The organism is Hymenobacter sp. CRA2 (assembly GCF_002007105.1).
Classification (GTDB): Bacteria; Bacteroidota; Bacteroidia; order Cytophagales; family Hymenobacteraceae; genus Solirubrum.
In genome coordinates, this window is the sequence record NZ_MVBC01000001.1 from 834,793 (window position 1) to 858,674 (window position 23,882).

Consider the following 23,882-nt stretch of genomic DNA (forward strand, 5'->3'; position numbering starts at 1 on the left):
CAGCCCGCCTGCGAAAGACGAGCCGCGCGTTGGTTGGGTGCACTTGAGGCCGCCCCGCTTACTTGCCCGCCGAGGTAGCCGCGGCGTCGCAGTTGTCGGGCTTCAGGTCGGCGTTTTTCTTCTTGTAGGTTGATTCCGTGACTTCCGTAAACACCATTTTCACGGTCATCAGGCGGCTTTTGACGTCGCCCTGCACATAGTACACTCTGCCCGGCTCCAGCGTCAGGTCAAACTTGTCTTGGTCGGGCAGGTTCAGGCCGCCGGCCACGGAGGTAAAGGAGGTTTCGCCGGGCTTGAGCTTGCTCACGAAGTAGCGCTTGTTGCTCAGGCGGCACAGCTCGGCGCCGTTGGCCCGCACCGTGAAGTTGACGCCGGCTTGGGCCAGCATCGGCGGACGGTAGAAGACCACAGTGGCCATTTCGGGCGTGGGTGTGGGAACGGGGCCTTGGGCGTAGCAGGTGCCGGTGGCTGCGGCTAGCAGGCTGGTGCAGAGGAGGGTGCGCATGTCCGTAGAGAAGGAAAATAGTACGGAGCGAAAGTATAGAAAGGCCCTGCTCGCTTCAATCACATAAAAAGGTGATATAGTTGCTAATCAATGTGATACACGTTGTGCTGGTGGGGCACTGGGAGGCCGCGTAGTCAGCCCGGCACCCTAGGTCTAGGGGTGGAGCGGTGCCCGCCGACAGTAGCTTGGTGAGCCGCTTTTACCGGCCAAAAAACCCGTAATTGCCAAACTTTTTAGCAGCCGAAAGCATTACTTTCTTTTACCCCGGTTGAGCTCCATGGCCAAAGTCAAGACCCTCTATTTCTGCCAGACCTGCGGCGCCCAAAGCGCTAAGTGGATAGGCCGCTGCCCCAGCTGCGGCGAGTGGAATACCTACGTGGAGGAAGTAGTGCAGAAGGACGAACTCACGCCCGCCACCGCGTGGAAGGCCTCTACCTCGGTGGGCGGCACCAGCAAGGCGGCCAAGCCCAAGCCCTTGGGCGACATCCTCTACGAAGAAGAGTCGCGCCTCAATACCCACGACGGCGAGCTGAACCGCGTGCTCGGCGGCGGCCTCGTGCCGGGCTCCTTGGTGCTTATCGGCGGCGAGCCGGGCATCGGCAAGAGCACCCTGATGCTGCAGATTGCCATGCAGCTCAAGAACTTGCGCATCCTGTACGTGTCGGGCGAGGAAAGCGAGCAGCAGATCAAGATGCGCGCCGAGCGCATGGGCCAGCAGCACCCGGGCCTCTACATCCTCACCGAAACCAGCACCCAGAACATCTTCAAGCAGATCGACGCGCTGCAGCCCAACGTGGTAGTGGTCGACTCCATCCAGACGTTGCACTCCCAGCTGGTGGAGTCGGGTGCGGGCTCGGTGAGCCAGGTGCGCGAGTGCACCACCGAGCTGCTGAAGTACGCCAAGGACACCGGCGTGCCGGTGCTGCTCATCGGCCACATCACCAAGGACGGCTCCATTGCCGGCCCCAAAATCCTGGAGCACATGGTGGATACGGTACTGCAGTTCGAGGGCGACCGGCACCTCACGTACCGTATTCTGCGCACCGTCAAGAACCGCTTCGGCTCCACCTCCGAGCTGGGCATTTACGAGATGCAGGGCTCGGGGCTGCGGCAGGTGTCGAACCCCTCCGAAATCCTGCTCTCGCAGCGCGACGAGCAGCTCAGCGGCGTGGCCATCGGCGCCACGCTGGAGGGAAACCGCCCGCTGCTGGTGGAAGTGCAGGCCCTGGTGACGCCCTCCACCTACGGCACGCCGCAGCGCAGCAGCACCGGCTTCGACGCCAAGCGCCTGCAGATGCTGCTGGCCGTGTTGGAGAAACGCTCGGGCCTGCGCCTGGGCCAGCACGACGTGTTCCTGAACATTGCCGGCGGCCTGCGCCTCGAAGACCCGGCCCTGGACGCGGCCGTGTGCGCCGCCGTGGTCAGTTCCCTGAATGATATTCCGGTGCCCGGCGACGTGTGTCTGGCCGCCGAAGTGGGCCTGAGCGGCGAAATCCGGGCGGTGAGCCGACTCGATCAGCGCCTGTCGGAAGCTGAAAAGCTCGGCTTCCGCGAGATGTACATTTCGCAATTCAACGGCCGCGGTCTTGATTTGGGAAGGTTTGGACTAAAAGTTCACCCGGTAGGACGTCTCGATGAAGTTTTGGCGGGCCTCTTTGGCTAAACCCCAAAAAATTAGGAATCACCCGAAAATGTGAGCCGGCCGATTGGATTTTGTGTATCCAATCGCCTTATCTTCGGTCCATCAATTGACTTTTCCCGTGAAACGCTTGGCCGACTCAATTTTCGGATAGGCAGCAACGGGGCGGCCCCGGCCGCGTATGAGAGTTATTGTTTGCTTTGCCTCACCCAGATACCTAGCCGCCCGATGTCCTTCGTCTCACGCACTTTCGCCCTCGGTTTGTTTGCCGCAGCGCTGACGGCGCCGCTGGCAACGCAGGCCCAAAGCACTGTGGTGCTCACCGGTAAAATCAGCGGCAAAACGGCCGACTCGGTCGCCGTATCGGTGCGGGAACATCCGCTCGACCCGAAGGAGCAGCTGACCTATGCCGCCGTCAACGACAAGGGCGAGTTTCGGCTGGCGATGAAAGTGAACGGCCCCACCAAAGCCGACCTGGTGTACGGCGACGACGTGGCCGGCCTGTGGCTGGAACCCGGCACCAACATGGACGTGCGCTTCAAGGGCGACGACCTGGCCACCTCCGTGAAGTTCAAGGGCAAGGGCGCCCAGGCCAATACCTACCTGGCCGACTTCGATGAGCGGTTCGTGGAGAACGACGGCTTTCAGGTGCTGCCCGACAACATTTCGCTCTACGAGGCCCCGTTCGTCTCCTTCCTCGACTACCGCCGCAAGGAGGAAATGAAGTTCCTCAAGGACGTGCAGGAAGATCAGACGGTGTCGCCCGCCTTCCGCAACTACGTGAAGGCCGAGGTAGACTACAGCTACGCCAACGACCGGCTGACTTTTCAGGACCTGCGCGAGCAGGTAGTAGCCACCGAAGGCCGGCTGAAAATGTCGCCTACCTACTACGACTTCCTCAACGACGCGTCATTGATCAACAACGAAGCCGCGCTGCAGAACGAGAACTACCAGGAATTCCTGCTCAACTACGTGCACTACGCCGCCACCGCGGCCGGCCACAAGAAGGGCGACCCTGAGTTCTACCGCGTGTGCTATAACATGGCCAAGGAGAAGCTGCAGGGTCCCGCTCGCCCCGTCGTGATGGGGCGCGTGCTACAGGAGTCGTTCCGCTTCGGGCACGTGAAGCAGTCGGCGGCCATGCTGGATGACTTCCGCGCTTCGGTGGACAAGAGCAACCAGTTTTACCCCGTACTGAAGGCCGACTTCGACGCCCACAAGGACTTCGCCATCGGGTCGCCTGCGCCCGACTTCCGCTTGGTTTCGGCCAAGGGCGACACGGTGTCGCTGCAGGATTTCCGCGGCAAGCTGGTGTACCTGAACTTCTGGCGCACCACCAGCGGCCTTTCGCTGCGCGACCTGCCTTATGCCCAGGAGCTGGCTAAGAAGTTTAACGGGCAGAATATTGCCTTCGTCAACATCGCGCTGGACGACAACGAGCCGGCCTGGAAGCAGCTAGTGGTGAGCAAGAAGCTGGCCGGCACCCATCTGCGCGCCCCCGGCGGGCAGCGCGGCACCGTAGCCAAAGCCTACATGCTGCAGGAGGTGCCCGCCTATTTCCTTATCGCCGAGGACGGTACCTTCCTCAACACCAAGCCCAAGCGCCTGAGCAGCCGCGCCGCCATGGACGAAATCAAGGAGTCGTTCGGCAAAGCCGCCACCTACACCAGCGCCCAGCCCGCGCCGGGTAAGAACTAAACTGCGGATCAGACGGCTTTTGTAGTCGATTCACAAGAGTATGGTGCCACGGCTCTAGGCCGTGGCACTGCTGTTTCTAAGCGGCGGGCAATGCCCGGCCTAAAGCGCAAACGATACACGGCACGCGCGGTGGCGCCACCGACCACGGCCAAAGCCGCTATTTTTACCAGCCGCATAACTTAAGGCCGCCGGTTGGGGTTAGTGCGGCGGAAATCAGCTGGCTCGTCGGGCCGCCCTTCGTATCAGCCATGCCAATGTTCAATGCCTCCGCGGTGCGCGACGGGCTCAACTTCTTCTCCAAGCTCACGCCGCTGCGGGCCCTCAACGCCGCGCAGGTGACGGGCTCCTACGTGCTGAGCCGGCTCACCAAAAAGTCGCGGGCCTGGGGGCTGCCGCTGGCTATTTCGCTGGAGCCCACCACTTCCTGCAATCTGCGCTGCCCGGAGTGCCCCAGCGGCCTGCGCTCCTTTACCCGGCCCACGGGCATGCTGCAGGACGACGTGTTTCACCGCACCATCGATGAGCTGGCGCCGCGGCTGTGGTACCTCACGTTTTACTTCCAGGGCGAGCCGTACCTGCACCCGCAGTTTTTGGACATGGTGCAGTACGCCTCGCGCAAGAAGATTTACACGGCCACCAGCACCAATGGCCACTACCTGACGGAGGCCAACGCGAAGAAAACCGTGGAAAGCGGGCTGGACCGCCTCATCGTGTCGCTCGACGGCACTACGCAGGAAGTGTACCAGCAGTACCGCGTGGGTGGCCGCCTCGATAAGGTGCTCGACGGGGTGCGGCGCGTGGTGAAGTACAAGCAGGAGCTCAACTCGCAGACGCCGCGCATCATCTTCCAGTTTTTGGTGGTGCGCCCCAACGAGCACCAGATCGACGAGGCCCGGGAACTGGCCCGGGAGCTGGGCGTGGACGACGTGTGGTTCAAGACGGCCCAGATATACGACTACCAGCAAGGCTCGCCGCTGATTCCGACCATCGACTACTACTCGCGCTACCAGAACAACGCCGACGGCTCGTGGAGCATCAAAAACCGCCTGCTGAACCACTGCTGGAAGATGTGGCACTCCTGCGTTATCACCTGGGACGGGCTGGTGGTGCCCTGCTGCTTTGATAAAGATGCCGAGTACCGCCTCGGCGACCTGAAGGGCACCACGTTCCGGCAGCTGTGGCACGGGCCCAAGTACCAGGGGTTCCGGCGCGCCCTGCTCAAGGGCCGCGACCAGGTGGAAATGTGCCGCAACTGCACCGAGGGCACGCGGGTGTGGGGCTGAGTTGGACTATAGTAAGCCGACTGATTGCAGTAAAGCCTTGCCGGGTACAGAACCAGCTGTACCTTGCGCCGCCATTGCTGCCGCATGCTTCCTTCCAGTTCCGCCCCCCAGCTTCTGCGTACTGATTACCGGCCCGATCTGGGCATCTTGGTCGGCCGTTGGAGCTATCAGCCCGAGCCGGCCGCGCTGCCAGCCGTTTACGAGCAACTCACGGCCGATGCGCTGGCGTGCGGCTGCCGGTACTGGCTACAGGATATCCGAAGCCGTACGCTGAACGACCCGGCCATTACGCAGTGGCTACTCACGGAGTATTTCCCGCAAATGGGCCCGCGGCTGGGCGGCCGCCTGGCGGTGGCCTACCTGACGGCCCCGGCCCTGCTGCACGCCCTCACTACCAGCCCCGGTTACCGGCCGCCCAGCCACTACGACGGGCAGCCCTTCGCGCTGGCTTTCTTCGGCGACGAAGGCGAGGCCATTCGCTGGCTGCAGCAGGAGCAGCGCCGCCACACACCGGCATAAAACGAAGCGACCCGCCAGGGGCGGGCCGTTTCGCGTCAGTGAGTGAATGGTTGGAACGGGTAAATGCCGCGTGAGCGTGTGGGCGTCGGGGCCTCACGCCTGACTAAGGGAGTAGGAATCAAGCCGGGTGGTTGCCCGAACTGCGCCAAGCTGTGCAGAAAGCATTGAATTCCAGCGCGTGACAGCAGCCACGCGGGTAGCATGAGCAGCGCTTGTCGTTCGTGCACGGTGGCGTGTGTCCTTCCCCTGATCCGCATAAGCGCATCCGCAACGCGGACGGCGCACTGAGCGGGCTTCAATCCCTCCACAAGACACACTAAACCTGCAACCGCCGAGCGGCGCTTCTGGTTCAAAAGAACCGGCCGCCGCGCTGCATGATATCCTTGTGCGGACGGTTTGCGGCGGCCAAGCCTGCCAGCGCGGAGCAGCGGCGGGGGCATGCACCAGCCCCCAACCTCGCTGCTCCGCCCGAAGCCGACTTCCTGCCCGCTGACCGGTTGCCGGGCGCAGGTGAGTTGGCGCTTCAGCATCGGGAAAGGCGGTGAAGTTGGTTGCGGTATGCTGGCAAGCCGTAGGATAGCGTGCCGGGGCCGCGGGCGTCATGGCCTCCCTCGCTCGGGCCCCGGCGCGTGATACCTGCACTTGTACACTAGCACGAGTCATGTAGGGATAAGAATGGCGTGGGAAGTCGTAAAAAGGGGAATAGAGGCTCGGGACAAGGCTTAACGCCGGCCGTAGGCTTCTGTGCCCGGCGTCAGGCCCGCGGCTACTTCCATCATGCGGATGCATTCGGCACGGTAGCCGTCGGCGTCGTGGCCGCGGGCGGCGTGGGCCAGCTCCAGGGTGCTGGGCCAGGTGGTAGCCCCGCGCCGCTCCGACTGGCGCAGCAGCAGGCTCATCTGGGCCACGGCGGCGGCCCAGCGCAGGTTTTCGGAGGCCGCCGCGAGCGTGGCGGGGGCGGTAGCGGGCAAGGCGCGGCTGAGCAGGCGGCTTTGCTGACCCTGGGGTTCTTTGTAGCGCATCTTCACGGTAAGCAACTCGGTAGCGGCGGCCCCATTGGTTGCCGCCGCTGGCGCCTGATACTTCAGATTATCAATGACGGGCGGGGCCCCCACCGGCACCACTTCGTACAGGGCCGTGACCTGCTGCCCGGCGCCCAGCTCACCGGCGTCTTTCTTGTCGTTGTTGAAGTCCTCGTCGGCCAGCAGGCGGTTTTCGTAGCCAATGAGGCGGTAAGCCTGCACCTTGGCGGGGTTGAACTCCACCTGCAGCTTCACGTCCTTGGCCAGCGTAAACAGGGTGCCGCCGAACTGCTGCACCAGCACGCGCCGGCCCTCGGCCAGGTGGTCGATGTAGGCGTAGTTGCCGTTGCCCTTGTCGGCGAGGCGCTCCATTTTGCTGTCCTGCAGGTTGCCGGTGCCAAAGCCCAGCACCGACAGGAACACGCCCGACTCCCGTTCCTGCGTGATGAGGTGCTCCATGGCGTCGTCCGACGACTCGCCCACGTTGAAGTCGCCGTCGGAGCATAGAATCACGCGGTTGTTGCCCTCCTTCTTAAAGTGCTGCCGCGCGGTGGCGTAGGCTAGGCGCAGGCCCGCGCCGCCCGCCGTGGAGCCGCCCGCTTCCAGCCGATCCAGCGCTGCTAGGATGTCGGCGCGCTGCGTGCCCGGCGTGGGCGGCAGCACTACGCCTGCAGCCCCGGCGTACACCACCAGCGACACCTGGTCCTGCGGCCGCAGCTCACGCACCAGCTGCCGCAGCGAGGCCTTTACCAGCGGCAGCTTGTCGGCCGACTGCATGGAGCCCGACACGTCGATGAGAAACACCAGGTTGGCCGGCGGCAGCTGCTCATTCGGTACGGTACGGCCCTGCAGGCCCACCAGCACCAGTTGGTGCTGCGGCTCCCAGGGGCAACGGGCCTGCTCCAGGTGCAGGCCGCAGGGCGCGCCGGCTTCGGTGGGCTGCGGGTATTGGTAGTTGAAGTAGTTCACCAGCTCCTCGGTGCGTACCGCATCAGGGGGTGGCAGCTGGCCGTTTTGCAGCAGGAAGCGGCGCACGTTGCTGTAGGAAGCCGCGTCCACGTCGATGCTGAAGGTGCTAAGGGGCGCCTTGCTCACCAGCTGAAAGCCGTTTTCGGCCTGGTGGGCGTACGATTCGGATTCGGCGCGCGCCACGCGGCCGGGCAGCGGCGCATAGCTGGGTGCCGGCGCCGCGCCCTGGGCCATCTTGGCCTTGCGCCCACCGAACAGCGGCGGTCCGGAAATGCCACTCATCTTGCTGGCGCTGCCGTAGCCCGTCACTACCACTTCGTTGAGCTGCTTGGTGTCGGCAGCCAGCGCCACCTGCACTTGCTGGCCCCGGCTGACCTTCACTTCCTTGGGGCTATACCCAACGGAGGCAATGCTTAGGACTACGTCGCGGGTGCCCGGCGGCAGGGCCAGGCGAAACGAGCCGTCGAAGGCCGTGGTAGTACCGGTGGTTGTGCCTTTGATAAGCACGGTGGCGCCGGGCAGGTCCGCGCCGGTGCCCGCTTCCGTGACCCGGCCACTCACCGCCAGCGAGTCGGTCGTGTTGGGGGCTATCAGCACGCCGGGCTGCGAAGCGCCGACCGGGCGTTGGGCAACGGAACCACGTTGGCAGGCCGTAGCGACGGCCGCACTCAGCAGGCAGGAAAGCAATACGGTGCGCATCAGAACAGGTGTTTGAGGTGGTAGGTGCCTGTTGGATGCGGGGCAACTTCAGATTCCACACGGGGTGGGAATAAAAAGATGTTCCATTGTCGGGATGCCAAACAAGGGTGTATTTTGGTGCTGTGCCAGCAAGCGCAGTTCCAGGCCCTCAGCGGAGCCGTGCTATGGGCCGATCTAGTAAGCATACCCCGTTCAACAATACATACCCGCTTATGAAAACATTATTACTCCTGCTGCCGCTGCTGTGCGCTGAAGCAGGCATCCGCCTCTCCCCAAAGGCAGTTCTTCCTCTCCCGCTCGTGGCGGCCGCTGCTAGCCAGCCGCTGCTGAGTCCGCCTGCCCGGCTGCTCCCCGCTGCGGCCGATGGTTACGCCCTGCTAGCCGGTGGCACCATTGTCGCAAGGCCCGCGGCCGAGGCCGTCGGTAACGCTGGCGCGGTAAAGAGCATTGGCGCGTTGGTGCAGGTCAGCGGTACGGCCCGCACCGGCCTTGCAGCGCAGAAGGTCGTGGACCAGTTGACGCAAACATCTACACCATTGGTATCTGGCAGCAAGATGGTAATTTCTCCAACGAATTTTCCGGCAATACCGTGTATCTGAACCCGCTGAATGGCGCTTCATCGCCGCAAATAGACCCCGGTTCTTCGGCCGCGGGCCTTTACTGCGGCAGCCTTAGCTACGGGGCCAGCCCGGCCAGCGGGAACTACGTGTACGGTGCCCCCTTCGGCACTGTGGCCTCGCCGCGCCCGCAGCTGGGAGCCGTGGCGGGGGAAAACCAACTGCTGGAAACCAACTATTTCCGGGACTTGAACGTGGGCATGAGCACGCTCAACGGCCAGCCCCGCCTGCTGGGCAACTTCGTTTTCAACTGCGAAGAAGCCGTGCGCGTGAACCCCGCCACGTACTACCTGAGCAACCCGCAGGTGCGCTGCAACCGCTTTACCCGCCTGAGCGGCGGCCCGCCCTACGTCTACGGGATTGTAGTTTCCAGCGCCATGCAGCAAAGTCTGCAGTTCGGCTCCAACAGCCAGCCGGGCGGCAACCGCTTCGTAAATATCCAGGAGCCGCTGCGCAACGATGGGAACGGCTCGGTAACCTATTGGCGGTATAGTTCAGGGCAGGAAATTGTATCAGGGTCAGGGAATAACGGTACGACTGTTATTCCCTCTAGCTTATCTCCTATCAACGCTTGTTCTCCCTACACCGCCGGGGTCAACGCGGCCCGGGCAGCTGGGGGGGCTTCTGCCATCGTGCAGGCCCTGATGGATTCGGTGTTGCGGCGCAACGCGCCGGCTTACCGGTTAAAAGACTACCAGGGCGAGATTGTGCGCCACTTCGCCAGCCAGAACAACCTGGCTCCGCTGGAGCTATACCTGGCCCGCCTGGAAACAGCCAACTCCGACGCGTACCGATCCATTGGCTTGGGCCTGCTGCGCATCCGGCGCCAACAACGTAACGTTGCCCGCGCCCAATGGGTGCGCGCCGAGCTGTTGCGTACTGCCGGCCAGGATGTGGAGGTGCACAACCAGATTAAGCTCTCGGACGCGCTGACCCGCCTGGCCCAGCGCCCCGTACGCCCCGGGCAGCGCCTGCTGCCAGCCGACAGCGTGGCCCTGCGCCAAGTTGCCCTCTCCGGCACCGATGTAGCCGAGGAAGCAGCCACCCGGTTGCGGTACTATTACCCGAAAGCCTTGCCGGTTGCCACAAGGCCCGCCCTGCGGCCTAGCGCCACCACCACCAGCCCGGTTGAAACGGCCACTACCCGCCTCGACGGGGTCAGCCCCAACCCGGCTACGGCCGAGCTAATGCTCCGCTACGCGCTGGGCACGGAGGTACGCCGCGCCGAGGTGCAGCTCTACAGCCTGCTCAGCGGCAAGCGCGTGCTCACGCAGGCGCTTGCCGCCCGGGCCGGCGCCGGCCAGCTGCTGCTGGACGTGCGCGCCCTGCCGCCCGGCCACTACAGCTACCGCCTCGTCACGGACGGGCGCCCCGGCCCGGCCAAGCACTTAGTCATTACGCGTTAATTATTTCGTAGCCCCGCTCGGCACTGTAGTGGCCGGGCGGGGCTACAGTTTTGCGCCATGCGTACCTTCTGCCTTCTGCTTTTACTGGCTTTTGTAAGCCAGCTAAGCCCCGCCCAGCGACTGCTGCGCGACCGGATGTACCCAGCCTTGAGTACGCGCCCTTTCCCATTGGCCTCCGGGCTGGCTAATGGAAGTGTGCTGACCTACACGATTAAGCGACTGCCGCAAATGCCGGGGTTTCAGCAGCGCTTCATCCGCCTCAACCGCCAGCTGGACACGCTGGCCACCCCGATGCAGTTTTACCGGCTCAACGCAGGTCTGGGCCGGGCGGCAGCCTTTGGCGGCTACGTGGTCTGCTACGGAAGTCCGGGCGCGACGCCCGCCGATAACCAGAAACTGACGCTGGTGCGCTACCGCAACGATTTCAGCCTGGCATGGGGGCACCGCGGCGCTACAACTTCTTTAACGGCTGGCAGGAGCTCTGCGGTGGCGTGTTGACCACGGCCGCCGCCTGCTTTCTGGGCTTCTATTCCGACGCCCGAGCGCGCACCAGCTTTTCGCTTGCCAAGACCGACACCACGGGCAACCTGCTTTGGGTCAAGGGCTATGGGTGGCAAGGGGATATTATCGCGGATATGAAGTTTACGCTGCAAGGCAACCTGCTGCTGATGGGCTACACCCAGTACGCCCAGCAGTACGATTTGAAGCTGCTGCTGGTAAACCAGCGGGGCGACTCGCTGAACTCGTTGCGCTTCGCTCCGCTTGGCCCGGGGCGCACCGTAGCGACACCTGAAGGATGGAGAAATTTGTTCTCGTTGACAGACGGTGGATTTTTGGTGCTTACCAGCGTTGACTCTGTGAGCCGGCCCAACATTCCGGTGGCCGTGAAGGTGGACGCACAGCTGCGCCCGGTCTGGACGCGGGTGGAGCGCTACCTGCCGCCGCGCACGCCCGGCGCCATCGGCCAGTACGGCACGGCCCTGGAGCTGGCCGACGGCTCGGTGCTGGTGCTGCTGTCCTACAACAACACGCCCGCGGCCGAGCAGCGCCCCTTCTACCTGCTGCGCCTGGACGGGGCCACCGGCCGGCTGCTGCAGCGCCACGAGCTGCTGAGCCCCATCTGCAACCGGGTGGAAACCTTCCAGCTGCTGGCCGACGGCGACAGCGCCGCCTACGTGCTGGGTGGCTGCACGGCCGGGCCGGGCGGCGCGTTCGTCTCGGCCCCGTACGCGGCGCGGGTGAGCCTGCGCGGGCTGCCGGCCGTCGTCACGGCTGCCGCGCCAGCCCAGCCGCGGCCCGCTGATTTCGCCGGGCTGGGCCAGCCCTTCCCCAATCCGGCTACCGGCGCGGCGCGTGTGCCCTACCGCCGGGCGGCGGGCAGCGCCCTGGCCCACGTTGTGCTGCTCGATGCACTAGGGCGATGTGTGCGCACGGCGACGGTGCCGGCGGCCCCGAGCGGGCAGGTGGAGCTGCCGCTCAGCGGGCTGGCGGCGGGCGTGTACGCCCTGCGCTACGAACAGGGCGGCGCACCCGTCGGGCCCGGGCGCCGGTTGGTGGTGCAGCCGTAGTCCGGTAGTGGCGTGGACAAGTGCGAAACGGAGCCCCCGAACCTAAGCGAAAGTTCTGGTGCCCCGTTTCATTTTCTACCGCCGCGCCGCGGCCCGTCCGGCTCCGTATCTTTAGCCTGCCGCCATCATTCGTGTATGTTCTCGCTGTTTCGCCGCAATAAGTCCGCCGCTGCGCCGCCCCCGACCGAGGCGGAGCTGCTCGCACGCTACCGGCAGCACGGCGACGTGCAGGACCTCGGCCGCCTCTACGAACCGTACTTCCACCTCGTGTACGGCGTGTGCCTGCGCTACCTGCGCACCGAAGACGACGCCAAGGACGCGGTGATGCACATCTTCGAAAAGCTGGTGGTGGACCTGCGCCGCCACGAGGTGCAGCACCTCAGCAGCTGGCTGCACACCACCGCCCGCAACCACTGCCTGATGGAGCTGCGCCGCCGCAAATCGGCGCCCGATACGGTGGAATTTGCCTTGCCCGGCGCGGCCGGTGTGGAATCCGACGGCGTCCTGCATCTAGCTGCTGATGACGACGATTTTCCCACCGAGGAGCACCTGCAGCAGCTCGAAGCGGCCATGGCCGCGCTGCCGCCCGAGCAGCAGCAGTGCCTCGACCTGTTTTACCGCCAACAGCAGTCGTACCAGGAAATTGCCGCGCTTACCGGCTACGACCTCAAGCAAGTGAAAAGCTACCTGCAAAACGGTAAGCGCAACCTCAAACTCTCCCTCGCCCGCCATGTCGTCCGCTGATTCGCACCTTCCGGCTTCGGCTCTGCCGACTGCGCATCTGCCTGCGGCGGTGCTGCGGCAATACGCCGCCGGGACGCTTACGGCCCCGGAGCGGCGGCAGGTAGAGCACCATACCCTGGGCTGCGCCCTCTGCGCCGATGCCCTCGACGGCTATCTGCTGGCCGTGCCCGCGGCCGTAGCCCCCGCCGCGCTGGCCGAGCTGCGTCAGCGCCTGCACGCCCGCGTACAGGCCGAGCCGGCTGCTCCCCGCGGTGCGGCTGGCTGGTGGATGGCCGCCGCGGCGGCCGTTTTGGCCTTGTTGGTCGCCCTCCTGGGGATGTGGCAACGGGCCGAGCGGCCCCAGCCGACAGTGGCCGCCACGACCAGACCCTCTGCCCCGAAAGTGGTGCCCGCGCCTCCAGCACCGGCTCCGGCCGTATCCGAGGAAGCATCCGTTGAGGCGGCGCCGGCCGTAGCAGCAGCGCCAGTTACGGCGCCGGCTGCGGCTTCCAGTATTCGGAAGCGCCCGGCAAGCCGTCCTGCGCCGGGCTACGCCGCTGCGCCTCGGCGGCGCACGCCGCGCCGGCCGGTGCAGGCTCCGGAAGAACCGGTTACGGCCGTAGCAGCCGGAACCATCGCCGCTGAACCTGCGCTGAACGGAGTCGGCAGCGAGGACAGCAAGCTTGCCGAACAGTTGCCGGCCGTCGCTCAGGAAGTCACCGCTCCAGCGCCCACCGAGGCGCCGGTTGTGGCCGGCCGGGTGGCCATGGCCGCTAAGAAGGCGCCTGTGCCGGCGGCCTCAGCCAATACATTGGTGGAAGAAGCCGGCAAGCGCAAAGCCGAGTTGCCGCCCGCGCCGGCCATTGCCCCGATGCCCGTGGGGGGCTACTCCGCCCTGGAACGCTACCTGCGCCGCGAGCAGCAGTGGCCCAGCGAAGCCAGCGGCCAGAACCTTTCCGGAGTTGTCAAGCTGAAATTCACCGTGGAAGCCGACGGTACCGTCCAGAATATCCAGGTGGTACGCGGCCTGCACCCCGCCCTCGACGAGGAAGCCATGCGCCTAATCTGCGAGGGGCCGGCCTGGCGCCCGGGCATCGTGAACGGCCGCCGCGCCAGCCAGACGGTGCGCGTAGACGTGCCCTTCCGCTAGCGCATACACGCCAGCGGCCCGCCAGTTCAGCACGAACCGGCGGGCCGCTTTGCTCGCGTCCGGGCTGGCTAGTTGCTGTAGCCGCCGCCGCTTTCGGGGGCAGTAGCGCTGCCGCCGGGGCCTTCCGCCTGCGGCAGATCGGGTTCGGTCTTGATGCGCACGCCCGAGTAGTCGGGCACGCCGCCGCCATCCACTTCTTCGTCCGCTGCCTGGCCTTGCGTGGAGGGCTGCCAGCGGTGCATCACCTCGAAGGTGATTTTGGCCGTGATGCGGTACTCCACAATCTTATTGTCCTGCACCCGGCAGCTCTGGTCCTTGATGTAGATGGACTTGATGCCTTTGACGGTGGTACTGGCCTCGGTGAGGGCGCGCTGCAGGGCGTCTTCAAAGCTCTTGTCCGACGAGGCCAGCACTTCGATAACTTTCTTGATGGTGCTCATGGCTGTGGGGGTGTGGGGTTGAACGATACAGTGGCGAACCAGCATGTACGCAGCCCCGCTACTCAGCGGCTGACATATTCGCCAGAAGAAAGCACAGGCCCCGCAGACCAACAGCGCCTTCACGCCTCATTTTCGCAGAAGTAGCAGGTATTGGCGCCGTGTTTAACGGGGGCAACAATACAGTAAACATGTTTACCAAGTGGAAATTCGCGCTCAGATTTCCGGTGGTAGCTTAGTTTACTAGTACCCGTTATAAAATAAAACCCGTGCGCAACGGTGCCTTTGCTGCGTTGCGTTTAGCCTGCTTTGGCGGCGGGTGCTACCTTTGCCGCGCCTAATTCCCATCGTTTCACCGAGTCTGTTCGCCTGATGCAATTCCGCACCGAAAAAGACACCATGGGCACCGTGCAGGTCCCCGCCGACGCCTACTGGGGCGCCCAAACCCAACGCTCCATCGAGAACTTCCAGATTGCGCAGGACATCAACCGGATGCCCAAGGAGATTATCCGCGCCTTCGCTTACCTGAAGAAAGCCGCCGCGCTGACCAACCGCGACGCGGGCGTGCTGCCGGCCGAGAAAGCCGAGCTGATCGGCCGCGTAGCCGACGAAATCCTGGAAGGCAAGCTCGACGACCAGTTTCCGCTGGTGGTGTGGCAGACGGGCTCGGGCACGCAGTCGAACATGAACGTGAACGAGGTGGTAGCCTACCGCGGCCACGTGCTGCAGGGCGGCAACCTGCTCGACGAGAAGAAGGCCCTGGCCCCGAACGACGACGTGAACAAGTCGCAGTCGTCGAACGACACCTTCCCCACGGCCATGCACATCGCGGCCTACAAAATCCTGGTGGAGGTGACCATCCCCGGCATCGAGAAGCTGCGCGACACCCTGGCCGCCAAGTCCAAGGAGTTCATGGGCATCGTTAAGATCGGCCGCACCCACCTGATGGATGCTACCCCGCTGACGGTGGGCCAGGAGTTCAGCGGCTACGTGTCGCAGCTCGACCACGGCCTGCGCGCCATCAAGAACACCCTGGCCCACCTCTCGGAGCTGGCGCTGGGCGGCACCGCCGTGGGTACGGGCATCAACACGCCCGCCGGCTACTCGGAGAACGTGGCCAAGCACATTGCCGACCTCACCGGCCTGCCCTTCATCACGGCCGAAAACAAGTTTGAGGCCCTGGCTGCCCACGACGCCATCGTGGAAGCCCACGGCGCCCTGAAGACGGTGGCCGCCTCGCTGATGAAAATTGCCAACGACATCCGCCTGCTGGCTTCGGGTCCGCGCGCGGGCATCGGCGAGCTGTTCATCCCCGACAACGAGCCCGGCTCCAGCATCATGCCCGGCAAGGTGAACCCCACGCAGTCGGAAGCTATGACCATGGTGGCTGCTCAGGTAATGGGCAACGACGTGGCCATCAACATCGGCGGCATGAACGGCCACTTCGAGCTGAACGTGTTCAAGCCGGTGATGATCTACAACTTCCTGCACTCGGCCCGCCTGATCGGCAACGTGTGCGTGTCGTTCAACGACAAGTGTGCCGTGGGCATCCGTCCGCTGGAAGATAACATCCGCAAGCACGTAGAGTCGTCCCTGATGCTGGTGACGGCCCTGAACCCGCACATCGGCTACTACAAGGCCGCCGAAATTGCGCAGACGGCCCACAAAAACGGCTCGACGCTGAAGGAAACGGCCCTGCAGCTGGGCTACCTCACCGAGGAGCAGTTCAACGAGTGGCTCAAGCCCGAAGACATGGTGGGCGAGCTGCCCCGCTAAATAAAATCCGCCCTTGTGCGTTTAAACGCCGCAGCCCTAACCGGTTGCGGCGTTTCTATTGTTAACAAAATTCACCGCTGTGCCTTAGGCCCGGTTTTTGGGCGCATTTTCATGTCTATACATCCAATGCATGATTATACTCTACGAAAAACCATACTTGCGCATTGCCTACGTGCGGCAGCATCGCCTGCTGGAGGTGCAGTGGCTGCACAGCAGCATCTCGGCCGGTGAGTTTCGCGACGCGTACTGGCAGGCCCTGCTGCTGGCCGAACGCTACCAAGCGCGGGCCTGGCTTAGTGATTTTCGCGCCATGCCCCTGCCACAGGAGGCCGAGGTGCAGTGGCTGGAAAAGTACTGGTACCCCCGCTACGTGGAGCTGAAGCTGGATAAAGTGGCCATCGTCAACTCGGGCAGCGAAGCCGGGCGCCGGCGCCTGACGGAGATTATCCAGCGGGCCAACGCCGCCGGCCACACCAACCGCCCCGACCCCATGTACTTTGACGACCTGGAAACGGCGCGCGCCTGGGTGCGCAAACCCCTGACCACCGGGCAGCTGCCCTCATTGGGCTAGGCGCCTGCCCACCGGGCACTTTGCGCGCCGCCTTCGTCGTTAAGCGCCTGAGCCGTAGGTTTGTGTTTTGAAATGGTTGGGTGGCTGAATGGCTAGTCGTTCTGCCCGCGTTGCACAGTCAACCATTTAACCATTCGGCCCTTTAACCATTTGATCAGTGCGCTACATTTTTCCGCTGCTGCTCCTGCTCGCCATGCTGGTTTCCACCGTGCTGCTACCCGGCTGCGAACCGAAGGAGGAGCTTCTGACTACCGATAGCAGCGCCCGGCTAGAGTTTTCCACCGACACGGTGATGTTTGATACCGTGTTTGTGCAGACGCGCACCGTGAGCAAGCGCCTGTGGGTGTACAACCGCAACAAGCGCGCGGTGCAGGTAGAGGGAATCCGGCTGTCCGGTGCCTACGGCCAGCCCTACAAGCTCCTGATCAACGGCGACTCGGGCGCGGCCCAGCAAAACCTCACCATTCGCGGCAAGGACAGCCTGCTGATTCTGGTAAAGGCCACGCTCGGCACCAACAACCAGCCGCTCAACAAGCCTTTCCTGACCGAGGACCAGATTCAGTTTCGCACCAACGGCAACGAGCAGCTGGTGCGCCTGATTGCCTACGGCCAGAACGCGTACTTCCACTTCAACGAGACGCTGCCGTGCAACGCCGTGTGGCGCAACGACAAGCCGCACGTCATTTACGGCGGCGTGCTGGTGAACAGCAACTGCACCCTGACCATGCAGGAGGGCACGCGCGTGTACTGCCACGCCGGTGCCGGCATAGTGGTGCGGGGCCAGCTGCGCATCAACCCCACGCTGCAGCCCACGGGCGAGGTAAAGCCCGAGGACCCGCGCATCGTGCGCTTCCAGGGCGACCGGCTAGAAAGCTTCTACAACGACATTCCGGGCCAGTGGGCCGGCATTCAGTTCGACCCCGGCAGCCGGCCGAGCGTGGTGCGTTTCTGTGACCTTAAAAACGCCTCGTTTGGCCTGCTGGTGTACAACCCCGAAGCCCGGCAGCCTTTCCCCAAGGTGACGGTGGAGCACACGACCTTCCGCAACATCTCCGGCGCAGCCCTGACCTTCAACAACCCCATTCCCTTCGATGGGGCCGGCATCCTGGGCTTCTCCGGCGACTTCGACGTGCGCAACTCCCTGTTTACCAATTGCGGCGAGTACGCCGTGGCCGGTTTCCAGGGCGGCACCTACAACCTGCAGTACTGCACCGTGGCCAATTACACGCCGCAGTTCCGCCGCCAGACTTCCTCGCTCACGTTTTCCGACGCCCTGCCGGTACAGAATCCCACCCTGCGCGTCGCGCCCCGCGTCAGCATCGAAAACAGCATCGTGTGGGGCTCCTTTGAAGACGAGCTGTACTTCGACAACAGCAGCACCTACCTCGCGCAGATTCAGGTGCGCAACAGTGTGCTGCGCACCCAGGAGTACCAGGCCGCCGCCGATGCCGGCGGCAAGCCCGGGCTGGCCCGCAACGGCAACCTGATCAACGTGAACCCGAAGTTCAAGCGCACGCCCGACAACGCCGCCGAGCGCTTCGACTACCGCCTCGATACCCTCTCGCCGGCCAGCAACCGTGCCGTGCCGCTGCCCGCGCTGACCAACGACCTGCGCAACCTCAGCCGCAGCGCTACTCCCGACCCCGGCGCCTACGAGCGCGTCAATCCGTAATTGTAGACATGAGTATGGAGACATGAGAAGTGAGACTTAAGCACCTTAAATGCAAGAACAATTCTCACTTCTCATGTCTCCATACTCTATACTCCACCCATGATCTGCGTTCAGAAACGACTGCGCTTGCCGGCCGTGCGCCGTGGCTTTCATCTCATTACCGACCTGGTGACGGCCAATCTGCCTGAACTGGAACAGGTGCAGGTAGGCACGCTGCATGTGTTCATTCAGCACACCTCGGCCAGCCTCTCCATCAACGAAAAAGCCGACCCCACGGTGCGCCACGACTTCGAGCAGTTCTTCAACCGCGCGGTGCCCGAAAACGCGCCCTATTTCCGCCACACCCTGGAAGGCCCCGACGACATGCCCGCGCACCTAAAAGCCGCCATGCTCGGCAGCAGCGTCACCATTCCCGTCACCAAGGGTGAGCTGGCGCTGGGCACCTGGCAGGGCATCTACCTCGGGGAGCACCGTAACGACGGCGGCCGCCGCTGGATCGTGCTGACGTTGCTAGGGGCATAGCTCAGTGCGAGTTAGAGGACCCAGTTGAGGCTGGCATCGAGGCGGGGCATCAGCGTGCGTTGGGTCGGACTGATCTTGGATACTATCCCCAAGCTGCCTTCGGCCAGCAGATGCGCGCCTACGTTGCGCCGCAAGCCGTAACGAAGGCCCACCGGGTGAGCCGCAGCTAGGTTGGGCACCTTAATCAGGCGGTCAGTAGCCAAAGCGGCTTCGGCAAACAAACCCAGAAAGCTGCCCGCCTGCCGGCGGATGTCCTTGCCCTGGCGCTGCCGCACGAGTAGCCGCGGATACACCCGTAGCTCTCCGGCCAAGTAGGGCAAAAGTGCCGCCGTGCTGTAGTCGCGCCCGAAATGTGGGTCGATAACATTTACGAACCGGGTGCCGCCGATAGGCAGATTGGTGGAATAAAAGCTGTAGTGCGCTCCGGCGCTTACGTAGGCCGTCAGGCTACTGCCCAAGCGCCGCTCATAAGCCACGGCTGCCCCCAGGTAGTTAATACCGGCCAGCACCAGCTGCTTTTCCACCCGCACTTGTTCCGCTGAAGGAGCGGTGGCTGCCTGAGCAGTGGCCGAACGCGCGGCACAGGTCAGGATAGCGGCGGCAAGAATCTTTCGCACCAGTAAAGAAGCATCAGAAGTAAGCTCAGCAGGGCGTTTTTGCCATCCGCTTATTTATTGTACGACCACTTCAGTAAGGCGTAAATGAGGCTAGCGCAGCACCCGGGCGCTGCTTACATAGCGCGTGGTATCGAAGCCCACGAGCTTCTGGCGGCCCTGCACTTCGTAGTCGCTCAGCAGGCCGTCGGCACCAAAACGTAGTTGCAGCTTTTTGCCGGAGAAAAACAGCGGGTTCCTTTGCTCCAGCGTGGCGCGCAGTTCGCGCACCACGGAGTCGTCCTGCACCACTTCCAGAGCCAGCACCGGGTGGTCTACCTCGGGCAGGCGGCGGAAGATGCGCCGCGTGAAGCCAGCCGAATCCGACGTGAGTACCTGGTAGGCACCGCGCAGCGCGGGCTTGTTGATGTCGGCCTGGTAAAACAGCTGCAGCTCACGCGCCCAGTCGGGTTGCGGCAGCTTGGCAGTTTCGGGCAGGGCGTCGCGCAGCATCACGCGTTTCTCCAGCGCCGGGCGCTGCCGCTGCAGGCGTTGTACCTGCGCGTTCAGCAGCGTTTGCGTATCGAAGTAGCCAGCCGGGCGCCGGGCCGGCCGGGCCCCGATATCGTCGCCGCCCGACGAGCAAGCGGCGCCAACCCCGCCCCCGAGGAGCAGGATCAGCGCCGCCGCAGCGGGTCGGAACCCGGAGAGCTTACGCATTGGTCGGGCGCAGCAGCGATTCGCCGGTCATCTCGGCGGGCTGCGGCAGTCCCATCAGGGCCAGCACGGTGGGCGCGATGTCGCCCAGCTTGCCGTCGGCCAGCGTGCCGCGGTAGTCGTTATCGGCCAGGATGCAGGGCACCAGGTTGGTGGTGTGGGCCGTGTTGGGCGTGCCATCCTCGTTCATCATCACGTCGGCGTTGCCGTGGTCGGCGATGATGATGCTGGCGTAGCCGCTTTCCAGCGCCGCCGAAATTACGTCGTTGGCGCACTGATCCACGGTTTCCACGGCCTTCACGGCGGCCTCAAACACGCCGGTGTGGCCCACCATGTCGGGGTTGGCGAAGTTCAGCACCACGAAGTCAGCCGACTTGGCCCGCAACTCCGGCACCAGGGCGTCGCGCAGCTCGTAGGCGCTCATTTCGGGCTGCAGGTCGTAGGTGGCTACCTTGGGCGAGTTGCGCAGAATGCGGTTTTCGCCCTCAAACTCCTGCTCGCGGCCGCCCGAGAAGAAGAACGTCACGTGCGGGTACTTTTCCGTTTCGGCAATGCGGATCTGCTTTTTGCCGTTGGCGGCCAGCACCTCGCCCAGCGTCTTTTCCAGATTGTCCTTCTCAAAAATCGGCTGCACGCCCACGAACGTCGCGTCGTAGTTCGTCATCGTGAGGTAGTGCAGGTTCAGCCGGTGCATGTTGAAGGCGTGGAAGTCCTGCTGGGTCAGCGCCTGCGTGATTTCGCGGCCGCGGTCGGTGCGGAAGTTGAAGCAGATGACCACGTCGCCCTCCTTCATGGTAGCCAGCGGCTGGTCGTCGGCCCCGATTTTCACCAGCGGCTTCAGGAATTCGTCGGTCACGCCCGCCTTGTACGAGTCGAGCATGGCGCCGATGAGGTTGTTGCAGCGCTGGCCCTTGCCGTTCACCAGCAGGTCGTAGGCTACCTGCACCCGCTCCCAGCGGTTGTCGCGGTCCATGGCGTAGTACCGCCCCACGATGGAGGCGATTTTGCCGCTGGCCCCGTGCTGAAGGTGCTGCTCCAGGTCGTTGACGTAGCGCACACCGGCTTTGGGGTCGGTGTCGCGGCCGTCGGTGAAGGCGTGGATGAACACGCGGTGCACGTCCTCGTCGTGGGCGAGGGTGCACAGGGCCTTCAGGTGCTCGATGTGAGAGTGTACGCCCCCGTCGGAGAGCAGGCCCATCAGGTGCAGGTTCTTGTCGGGGTGCTGGCGCAGGTACTCAAACGCCTGCTTGAGGGCGGGCATGGCGCCCAGCTTCCGCTCCCGAATGGCTTTGTTGATGCGTACCAGGTCTTGGTACACCACGCGGCCAGCACCGAGGTTCATGTGGCCTACTTCCGAGTTGCCCATCTGCCCATCGGGCAGCCCTACGGCCTCGCCGGAAGCTTGCAGGCGGCTGTGCGGAAAGCGCTGGAAAAGCGAATCGATGAAAGGCGTCTTTGCAGCCGCAATGGCCGACACGGCCGGGTTGGTGCCCAAGCCCCACCCATCAAGGATTACCAACAGTACCGGTTTATTCATGGCCGCAAAGATAGGAGCTACGTAACTGCCAAGCCGCACCGATTCACTATTTTGGAGCCATCAGCGCCCAACCGTCGCGCGGGGCTGCCCGTAGGGGATTGGCATAGTTTTGGTATACCCGCCGCTGCAACCCCCGCATATTACATGAAACGATTGATTTTCCGAGCTCTGACGGTACTGTGCCTGGCCCTGCTGGCGCCCGCCGTCCACGCCCAGAACGACACGTTCGGGGCCGTGCGCTCGGCCATTCAGAACGGCTCGTCCCGGGCTGTATCTCAGTACTTTGGCGGTACGGTGGAGATTGGTTTCGACGGCGAGAAGCAGAGCTACAGCGCCACGCAGGCGGAGTTCGTGCTGAAGGACTTCTTCGCCAAGAACTCGCCCGCCACTTTTGAGGTGGTACACCAGGGCGCTTCCACCTCCGAGGGCATCAAGTACGCTATCGGTAAGTACGCTGGCAAAAATGGCAGCTACCGGGTCTTCATCAAGATGAAGGCCGCGCAAGGAGCGATGCAAATCGATACCATGGAATTTTCGCACGAGTAGATGGGCTGAACGACTACTTTCTCCCCTGCTTTTACCTCCTTGCTCTGGGTTAGGTCCCGACTCTAAGTCGGGGCCTTTTCCTATTTTTGTACCGTGCAAACCCCGCCCTATCTCACGCCCGACGCGCTGCGCGCCTTTATCCACTCGGCTCTGGCCGAAGACGTAGGCGACGGCGACCATTCGTCGCTGGCCGGCGTGCCCGCCGATGCCCGCAAGCAGGCCCGCTTATTGGTGAAGGACGAAGGCGTATTGGCCGGGGTAGAGCTGGCTCAGGTCATCTTCCGGGAGGTGGACCCTGCGCTGCAGGTGACGGTGCTGCTGCCCGACGGCAGCCGCGTGAAGCACGGCGACGTGGCCCTGACGGTGGAAGGACCGGCCCGCAGCATCCTCACGGCCGAGCGACTGGTGCTCAACTGCATGCAGCGTATGAGCGGCATTGCCACCAAAACGGCCTACCTGACCTCGCTCATCGCCGGCACCAAGGCCAAGCTGCTCGACACGCGCAAAACCACGCCCAACTTCCGCCTCTGCGAGAAATGGGCGGTGCTCATCGGCGGCGGCGTAAATCACCGCTTCGGGCTGTTCGATATGATCATGCTGAAGGACAACCACGTGGACTACGCCGGCGGCATTCGGCCCGCTATCGAAGCCACGCACGCTTACCTGCAGCAGCTGGGCCGCGAACTGCCCATCGTGGTGGAAACCCGTACGCTCACGGAAGTGCAGCAGGTGGTGGAAGTAGGCGGCATCACCCGCATCATGCTCGACAACATGAAGCCCGATACCATGCGCGAAGCCGTGGCGCTGATTGCCGGCCGCTTTCCTACGGAAGCCTCGGGCGGCATCACGGAGCACACCATCCACGCTGTGGCCGAAAGCGGCGTCGACTACATTTCGGTGGGGGCCCTCACGCACTCCGCCGACATTCTGGACCTGAGTCTGAAAGCATTTTAATTGAGCTGTCAGTTGCTGGTTGTCAGGCCCTACGGCGCTTGTCGCACGTACTAACAACTGGCTGACAACTGACAACTGATAACTGAAACCTTCCTAATGCAACCTCCCATTCCCCGCGGCGGCGCGGGTCGCCAATTCGTCCAGCAGCCGCAGTCTTCGCCGCTGGCCATCCGCACCAAGAAATACCAGCTCGACAAGGAAACCTACACCCGCATGGCCCTCATGCAGGTGTGGAAGAAGGACTGGTGGCAGGCCGTTATTCCGCTGGTGGTGCTGTCGTTGCCGGCCATCTTCAGCTTTTCGTGGTGGTGGATTGCGGCCGCCGTACTCGTGACGGTACTCTACGTGCTCATCCGCTCGGCGCAGGTGACGGGCGTGACGCAGCTGGAGCAGGGCAAGGTGCTGTTTGAGCGCCTCAGCTACGAGTTCGATCCGCGCTACATCGCCATGCGCGCCAACGATAAGGATCAGCCCCGCGGCATGACCTGGGACATGATCGAGCGCGTAAAACGCGAGAAGGACGCCTACGTGCTCTACCTCAAGCAGCCCGACGTGACCGACCAGGTCAGCGGCTGGCGCGCTACCCTGGCCAAGGTGATGTGGGTGCCCGTATTCATCCACGTGCCGACGCGTATTTTCAACGCGCCGAAGGACCTGACCATGTTTGAGAACCTGCTGCGCCGCAAGAACCTGCTGCCCGCCGGCCCCGGCACTGCCGCGCCGGAAGCGCCCAAGGCCGCCTAAGCCAGCGTTTTCTCC

Annotated in this window: 23 protein-coding genes; 17 read left to right on the forward strand and 6 right to left on the reverse strand. The window is 63.8% G+C overall.

The window, feature by feature from the left end; all coding sequences use genetic code 11:
• Nucleotides 1-58: 58 nt before the first annotated feature.
• The gene (locus B0919_RS03395; RefSeq protein ID WP_078010772.1) at nucleotides 59-505 is read right to left on the reverse strand and encodes a DUF2846 domain-containing protein; all 447 of its coding nucleotides are present in this window, start codon (nucleotides 503-505) and stop codon (nucleotides 59-61) included.
• 277 nt (nucleotides 506-782) lie between these two features.
• Between B0919_RS03395 and radA the strand changes: the two genes are divergently transcribed.
• The 4 genes from radA to B0919_RS03415 all read left to right on the forward strand — a co-directional run bounded on the left by radA (nucleotide 783) and on the right by B0919_RS03415 (nucleotide 5,644).
• Entirely contained in the window at nucleotides 783-2,168 is a 1,386-nt protein-coding gene (radA, locus tag B0919_RS03400) for a DNA repair protein RadA (RefSeq protein ID WP_078010773.1), read from the forward strand.
• A 204-nt stretch (nucleotides 2,169-2,372) separates the two neighbouring features.
• On the forward strand, nucleotides 2,373-3,842 hold the full coding sequence (locus B0919_RS03405) for a TlpA family protein disulfide reductase (protein WP_078010774.1): 1,470 nt from the start codon (nucleotides 2,373-2,375) through the stop codon (nucleotides 3,840-3,842).
• A gap of 254 nt (nucleotides 3,843-4,096) precedes the next feature.
• Nucleotides 4,097-5,125 (forward strand): SPASM domain-containing protein, encoded by a 1,029-nt coding sequence (locus B0919_RS03410; protein ID WP_078010775.1) that lies wholly within the window; start codon nucleotides 4,097-4,099, stop codon nucleotides 5,123-5,125.
• An 84-nt stretch (nucleotides 5,126-5,209) separates the two neighbouring features.
• On the forward strand, nucleotides 5,210-5,644 hold the full coding sequence (locus tag B0919_RS03415) for a hypothetical protein (protein ID WP_078010776.1): 435 nt from the start codon (nucleotides 5,210-5,212) through the stop codon (nucleotides 5,642-5,644).
• A gap of 722 nt (nucleotides 5,645-6,366) precedes the next feature.
• Here B0919_RS03415 and B0919_RS03420 read toward each other — a convergent pair.
• The gene (locus tag B0919_RS03420; protein WP_078010777.1) at nucleotides 6,367-8,334 is read right to left on the reverse strand and encodes a vWA domain-containing protein; all 1,968 of its coding nucleotides are present in this window, start codon (nucleotides 8,332-8,334) and stop codon (nucleotides 6,367-6,369) included.
• Nucleotides 8,335-8,546: 212 nt separating this feature from the next.
• Between B0919_RS03420 and B0919_RS03425 the strand changes: the two genes are divergently transcribed.
• The 6 genes from B0919_RS03425 (at nucleotide 8,547) to B0919_RS03450 (ending at nucleotide 13,798) form a co-directional block, all read left to right on the forward strand.
• On the forward strand, nucleotides 8,547-8,933 hold the full coding sequence (locus B0919_RS03425) for a hypothetical protein (protein WP_139361873.1): 387 nt from the start codon (nucleotides 8,547-8,549) through the stop codon (nucleotides 8,931-8,933).
• Nucleotides 8,924-10,357, forward strand: a complete 1,434-nt coding sequence (locus B0919_RS03430; protein WP_078010779.1) for a hypothetical protein — start codon at nucleotides 8,924-8,926, stop codon at nucleotides 10,355-10,357. Before B0919_RS03425 ends, B0919_RS03430 begins: the two co-directional genes overlap by 10 nt.
• Nucleotides 10,358-10,414: 57 nt before the next feature.
• Nucleotides 10,415-10,855: a hypothetical protein gene (locus B0919_RS03435; RefSeq protein ID WP_139361874.1), complete on the forward strand. Its 441-nt coding sequence runs from the start codon at nucleotides 10,415-10,417 to the stop codon at nucleotides 10,853-10,855.
• The gene (locus B0919_RS03440; RefSeq protein ID WP_139361875.1) at nucleotides 10,792-11,925 is read left to right on the forward strand and encodes a hypothetical protein; all 1,134 of its coding nucleotides are present in this window, start codon (nucleotides 10,792-10,794) and stop codon (nucleotides 11,923-11,925) included. The genes B0919_RS03435 and B0919_RS03440 overlap by 64 nt, the downstream gene beginning before the upstream one ends.
• A gap of 135 nt (nucleotides 11,926-12,060) precedes the next feature.
• Complete coding sequence (locus B0919_RS03445; protein WP_078010782.1) at nucleotides 12,061-12,669, forward strand: RNA polymerase sigma factor; 609 nt, start codon at nucleotides 12,061-12,063, stop codon at nucleotides 12,667-12,669.
• Nucleotides 12,656-13,798: an energy transducer TonB gene (locus B0919_RS03450; RefSeq protein ID WP_139361876.1), complete on the forward strand. Its 1,143-nt coding sequence runs from the start codon at nucleotides 12,656-12,658 to the stop codon at nucleotides 13,796-13,798. Before B0919_RS03445 ends, B0919_RS03450 begins: the two co-directional genes overlap by 14 nt.
• A 68-nt stretch (nucleotides 13,799-13,866) precedes the next feature.
• Here B0919_RS03450 and B0919_RS03455 read toward each other — a convergent pair whose 3' ends face one another.
• Nucleotides 13,867-14,238 carry a dodecin family protein gene (locus B0919_RS03455; protein ID WP_078010784.1) on the reverse strand — a complete coding sequence of 124 codons (372 nt, stop codon included), beginning with the start codon at nucleotides 14,236-14,238 and terminating at the stop codon, nucleotides 13,867-13,869.
• Nucleotides 14,239-14,607: 369 nt separating this feature from the next.
• Here B0919_RS03455 and fumC point away from each other — a divergent pair, with 369 nt between their 5' ends.
• The 4 genes from fumC (at nucleotide 14,608) to B0919_RS03475 (ending at nucleotide 18,776) form a co-directional block, all read left to right on the forward strand.
• Nucleotides 14,608-16,011, forward strand: coding sequence for a class II fumarate hydratase (gene fumC, locus B0919_RS03460; protein WP_078010785.1), 1,404 nt, complete (start codon nucleotides 14,608-14,610; stop codon nucleotides 16,009-16,011).
• Between the two features lie 130 nt (nucleotides 16,012-16,141).
• On the forward strand, nucleotides 16,142-16,582 hold the full coding sequence (locus B0919_RS03465) for a hypothetical protein (RefSeq protein WP_078010786.1): 441 nt from the start codon (nucleotides 16,142-16,144) through the stop codon (nucleotides 16,580-16,582).
• 157 nt (nucleotides 16,583-16,739) lie between these two features.
• Nucleotides 16,740-18,254, forward strand: a complete 1,515-nt coding sequence (locus tag B0919_RS03470) for a hypothetical protein (RefSeq protein WP_078010787.1) — start codon at nucleotides 16,740-16,742, stop codon at nucleotides 18,252-18,254.
• 99 nt (nucleotides 18,255-18,353) lie between these two features.
• Complete coding sequence (locus B0919_RS03475) at nucleotides 18,354-18,776, forward strand: secondary thiamine-phosphate synthase enzyme YjbQ (RefSeq protein WP_078010788.1); 423 nt, start codon at nucleotides 18,354-18,356, stop codon at nucleotides 18,774-18,776.
• Nucleotides 18,777-18,787: 11 nt separating this feature from the next.
• On the opposite strand, the gene B0919_RS03480 is transcribed toward B0919_RS03475, so the two are convergent.
• The 3 genes from B0919_RS03480 to gpmI all read right to left on the reverse strand — a co-directional run bounded on the left by B0919_RS03480 (nucleotide 18,788) and on the right by gpmI (nucleotide 21,623).
• Nucleotides 18,788-19,393 carry a hypothetical protein gene (locus B0919_RS03480; RefSeq protein WP_139361877.1) on the reverse strand — a complete coding sequence of 202 codons (606 nt, stop codon included), beginning with the start codon at nucleotides 19,391-19,393 and terminating at the stop codon, nucleotides 18,788-18,790.
• A 90-nt stretch (nucleotides 19,394-19,483) separates the two neighbouring features.
• Nucleotides 19,484-20,089, reverse strand: coding sequence for a hypothetical protein (locus B0919_RS03485; protein ID WP_078010790.1), 606 nt, complete (start codon nucleotides 20,087-20,089; stop codon nucleotides 19,484-19,486).
• The gene (gene gpmI, locus B0919_RS03490; RefSeq protein WP_078010791.1) at nucleotides 20,082-21,623 is read right to left on the reverse strand and encodes a 2,3-bisphosphoglycerate-independent phosphoglycerate mutase; all 1,542 of its coding nucleotides are present in this window, start codon (nucleotides 21,621-21,623) and stop codon (nucleotides 20,082-20,084) included. Before gpmI ends, B0919_RS03485 begins: the two co-directional genes overlap by 8 nt.
• Before the next feature lie 144 nt (nucleotides 21,624-21,767).
• On the opposite strand from gpmI, the gene B0919_RS03495 reads away from it, so the two are divergent.
• From B0919_RS03495 to B0919_RS03505, 3 genes are all read left to right on the forward strand, one after another.
• Complete coding sequence (locus B0919_RS03495; RefSeq protein WP_078010792.1) at nucleotides 21,768-22,169, forward strand: DUF4783 domain-containing protein; 402 nt, start codon at nucleotides 21,768-21,770, stop codon at nucleotides 22,167-22,169.
• A 93-nt stretch (nucleotides 22,170-22,262) separates the two neighbouring features.
• Nucleotides 22,263-23,123, forward strand: coding sequence for a carboxylating nicotinate-nucleotide diphosphorylase (gene nadC / locus B0919_RS03500; RefSeq protein ID WP_078010793.1), 861 nt, complete (start codon nucleotides 22,263-22,265; stop codon nucleotides 23,121-23,123).
• Nucleotides 23,124-23,219: 96 nt separating this feature from the next.
• Nucleotides 23,220-23,867 (forward strand): hypothetical protein, encoded by a 648-nt coding sequence (locus B0919_RS03505; RefSeq protein WP_078010794.1) that lies wholly within the window; start codon nucleotides 23,220-23,222, stop codon nucleotides 23,865-23,867.
• The last annotated feature ends 15 nt before the right edge of the window (nucleotides 23,868-23,882 follow it).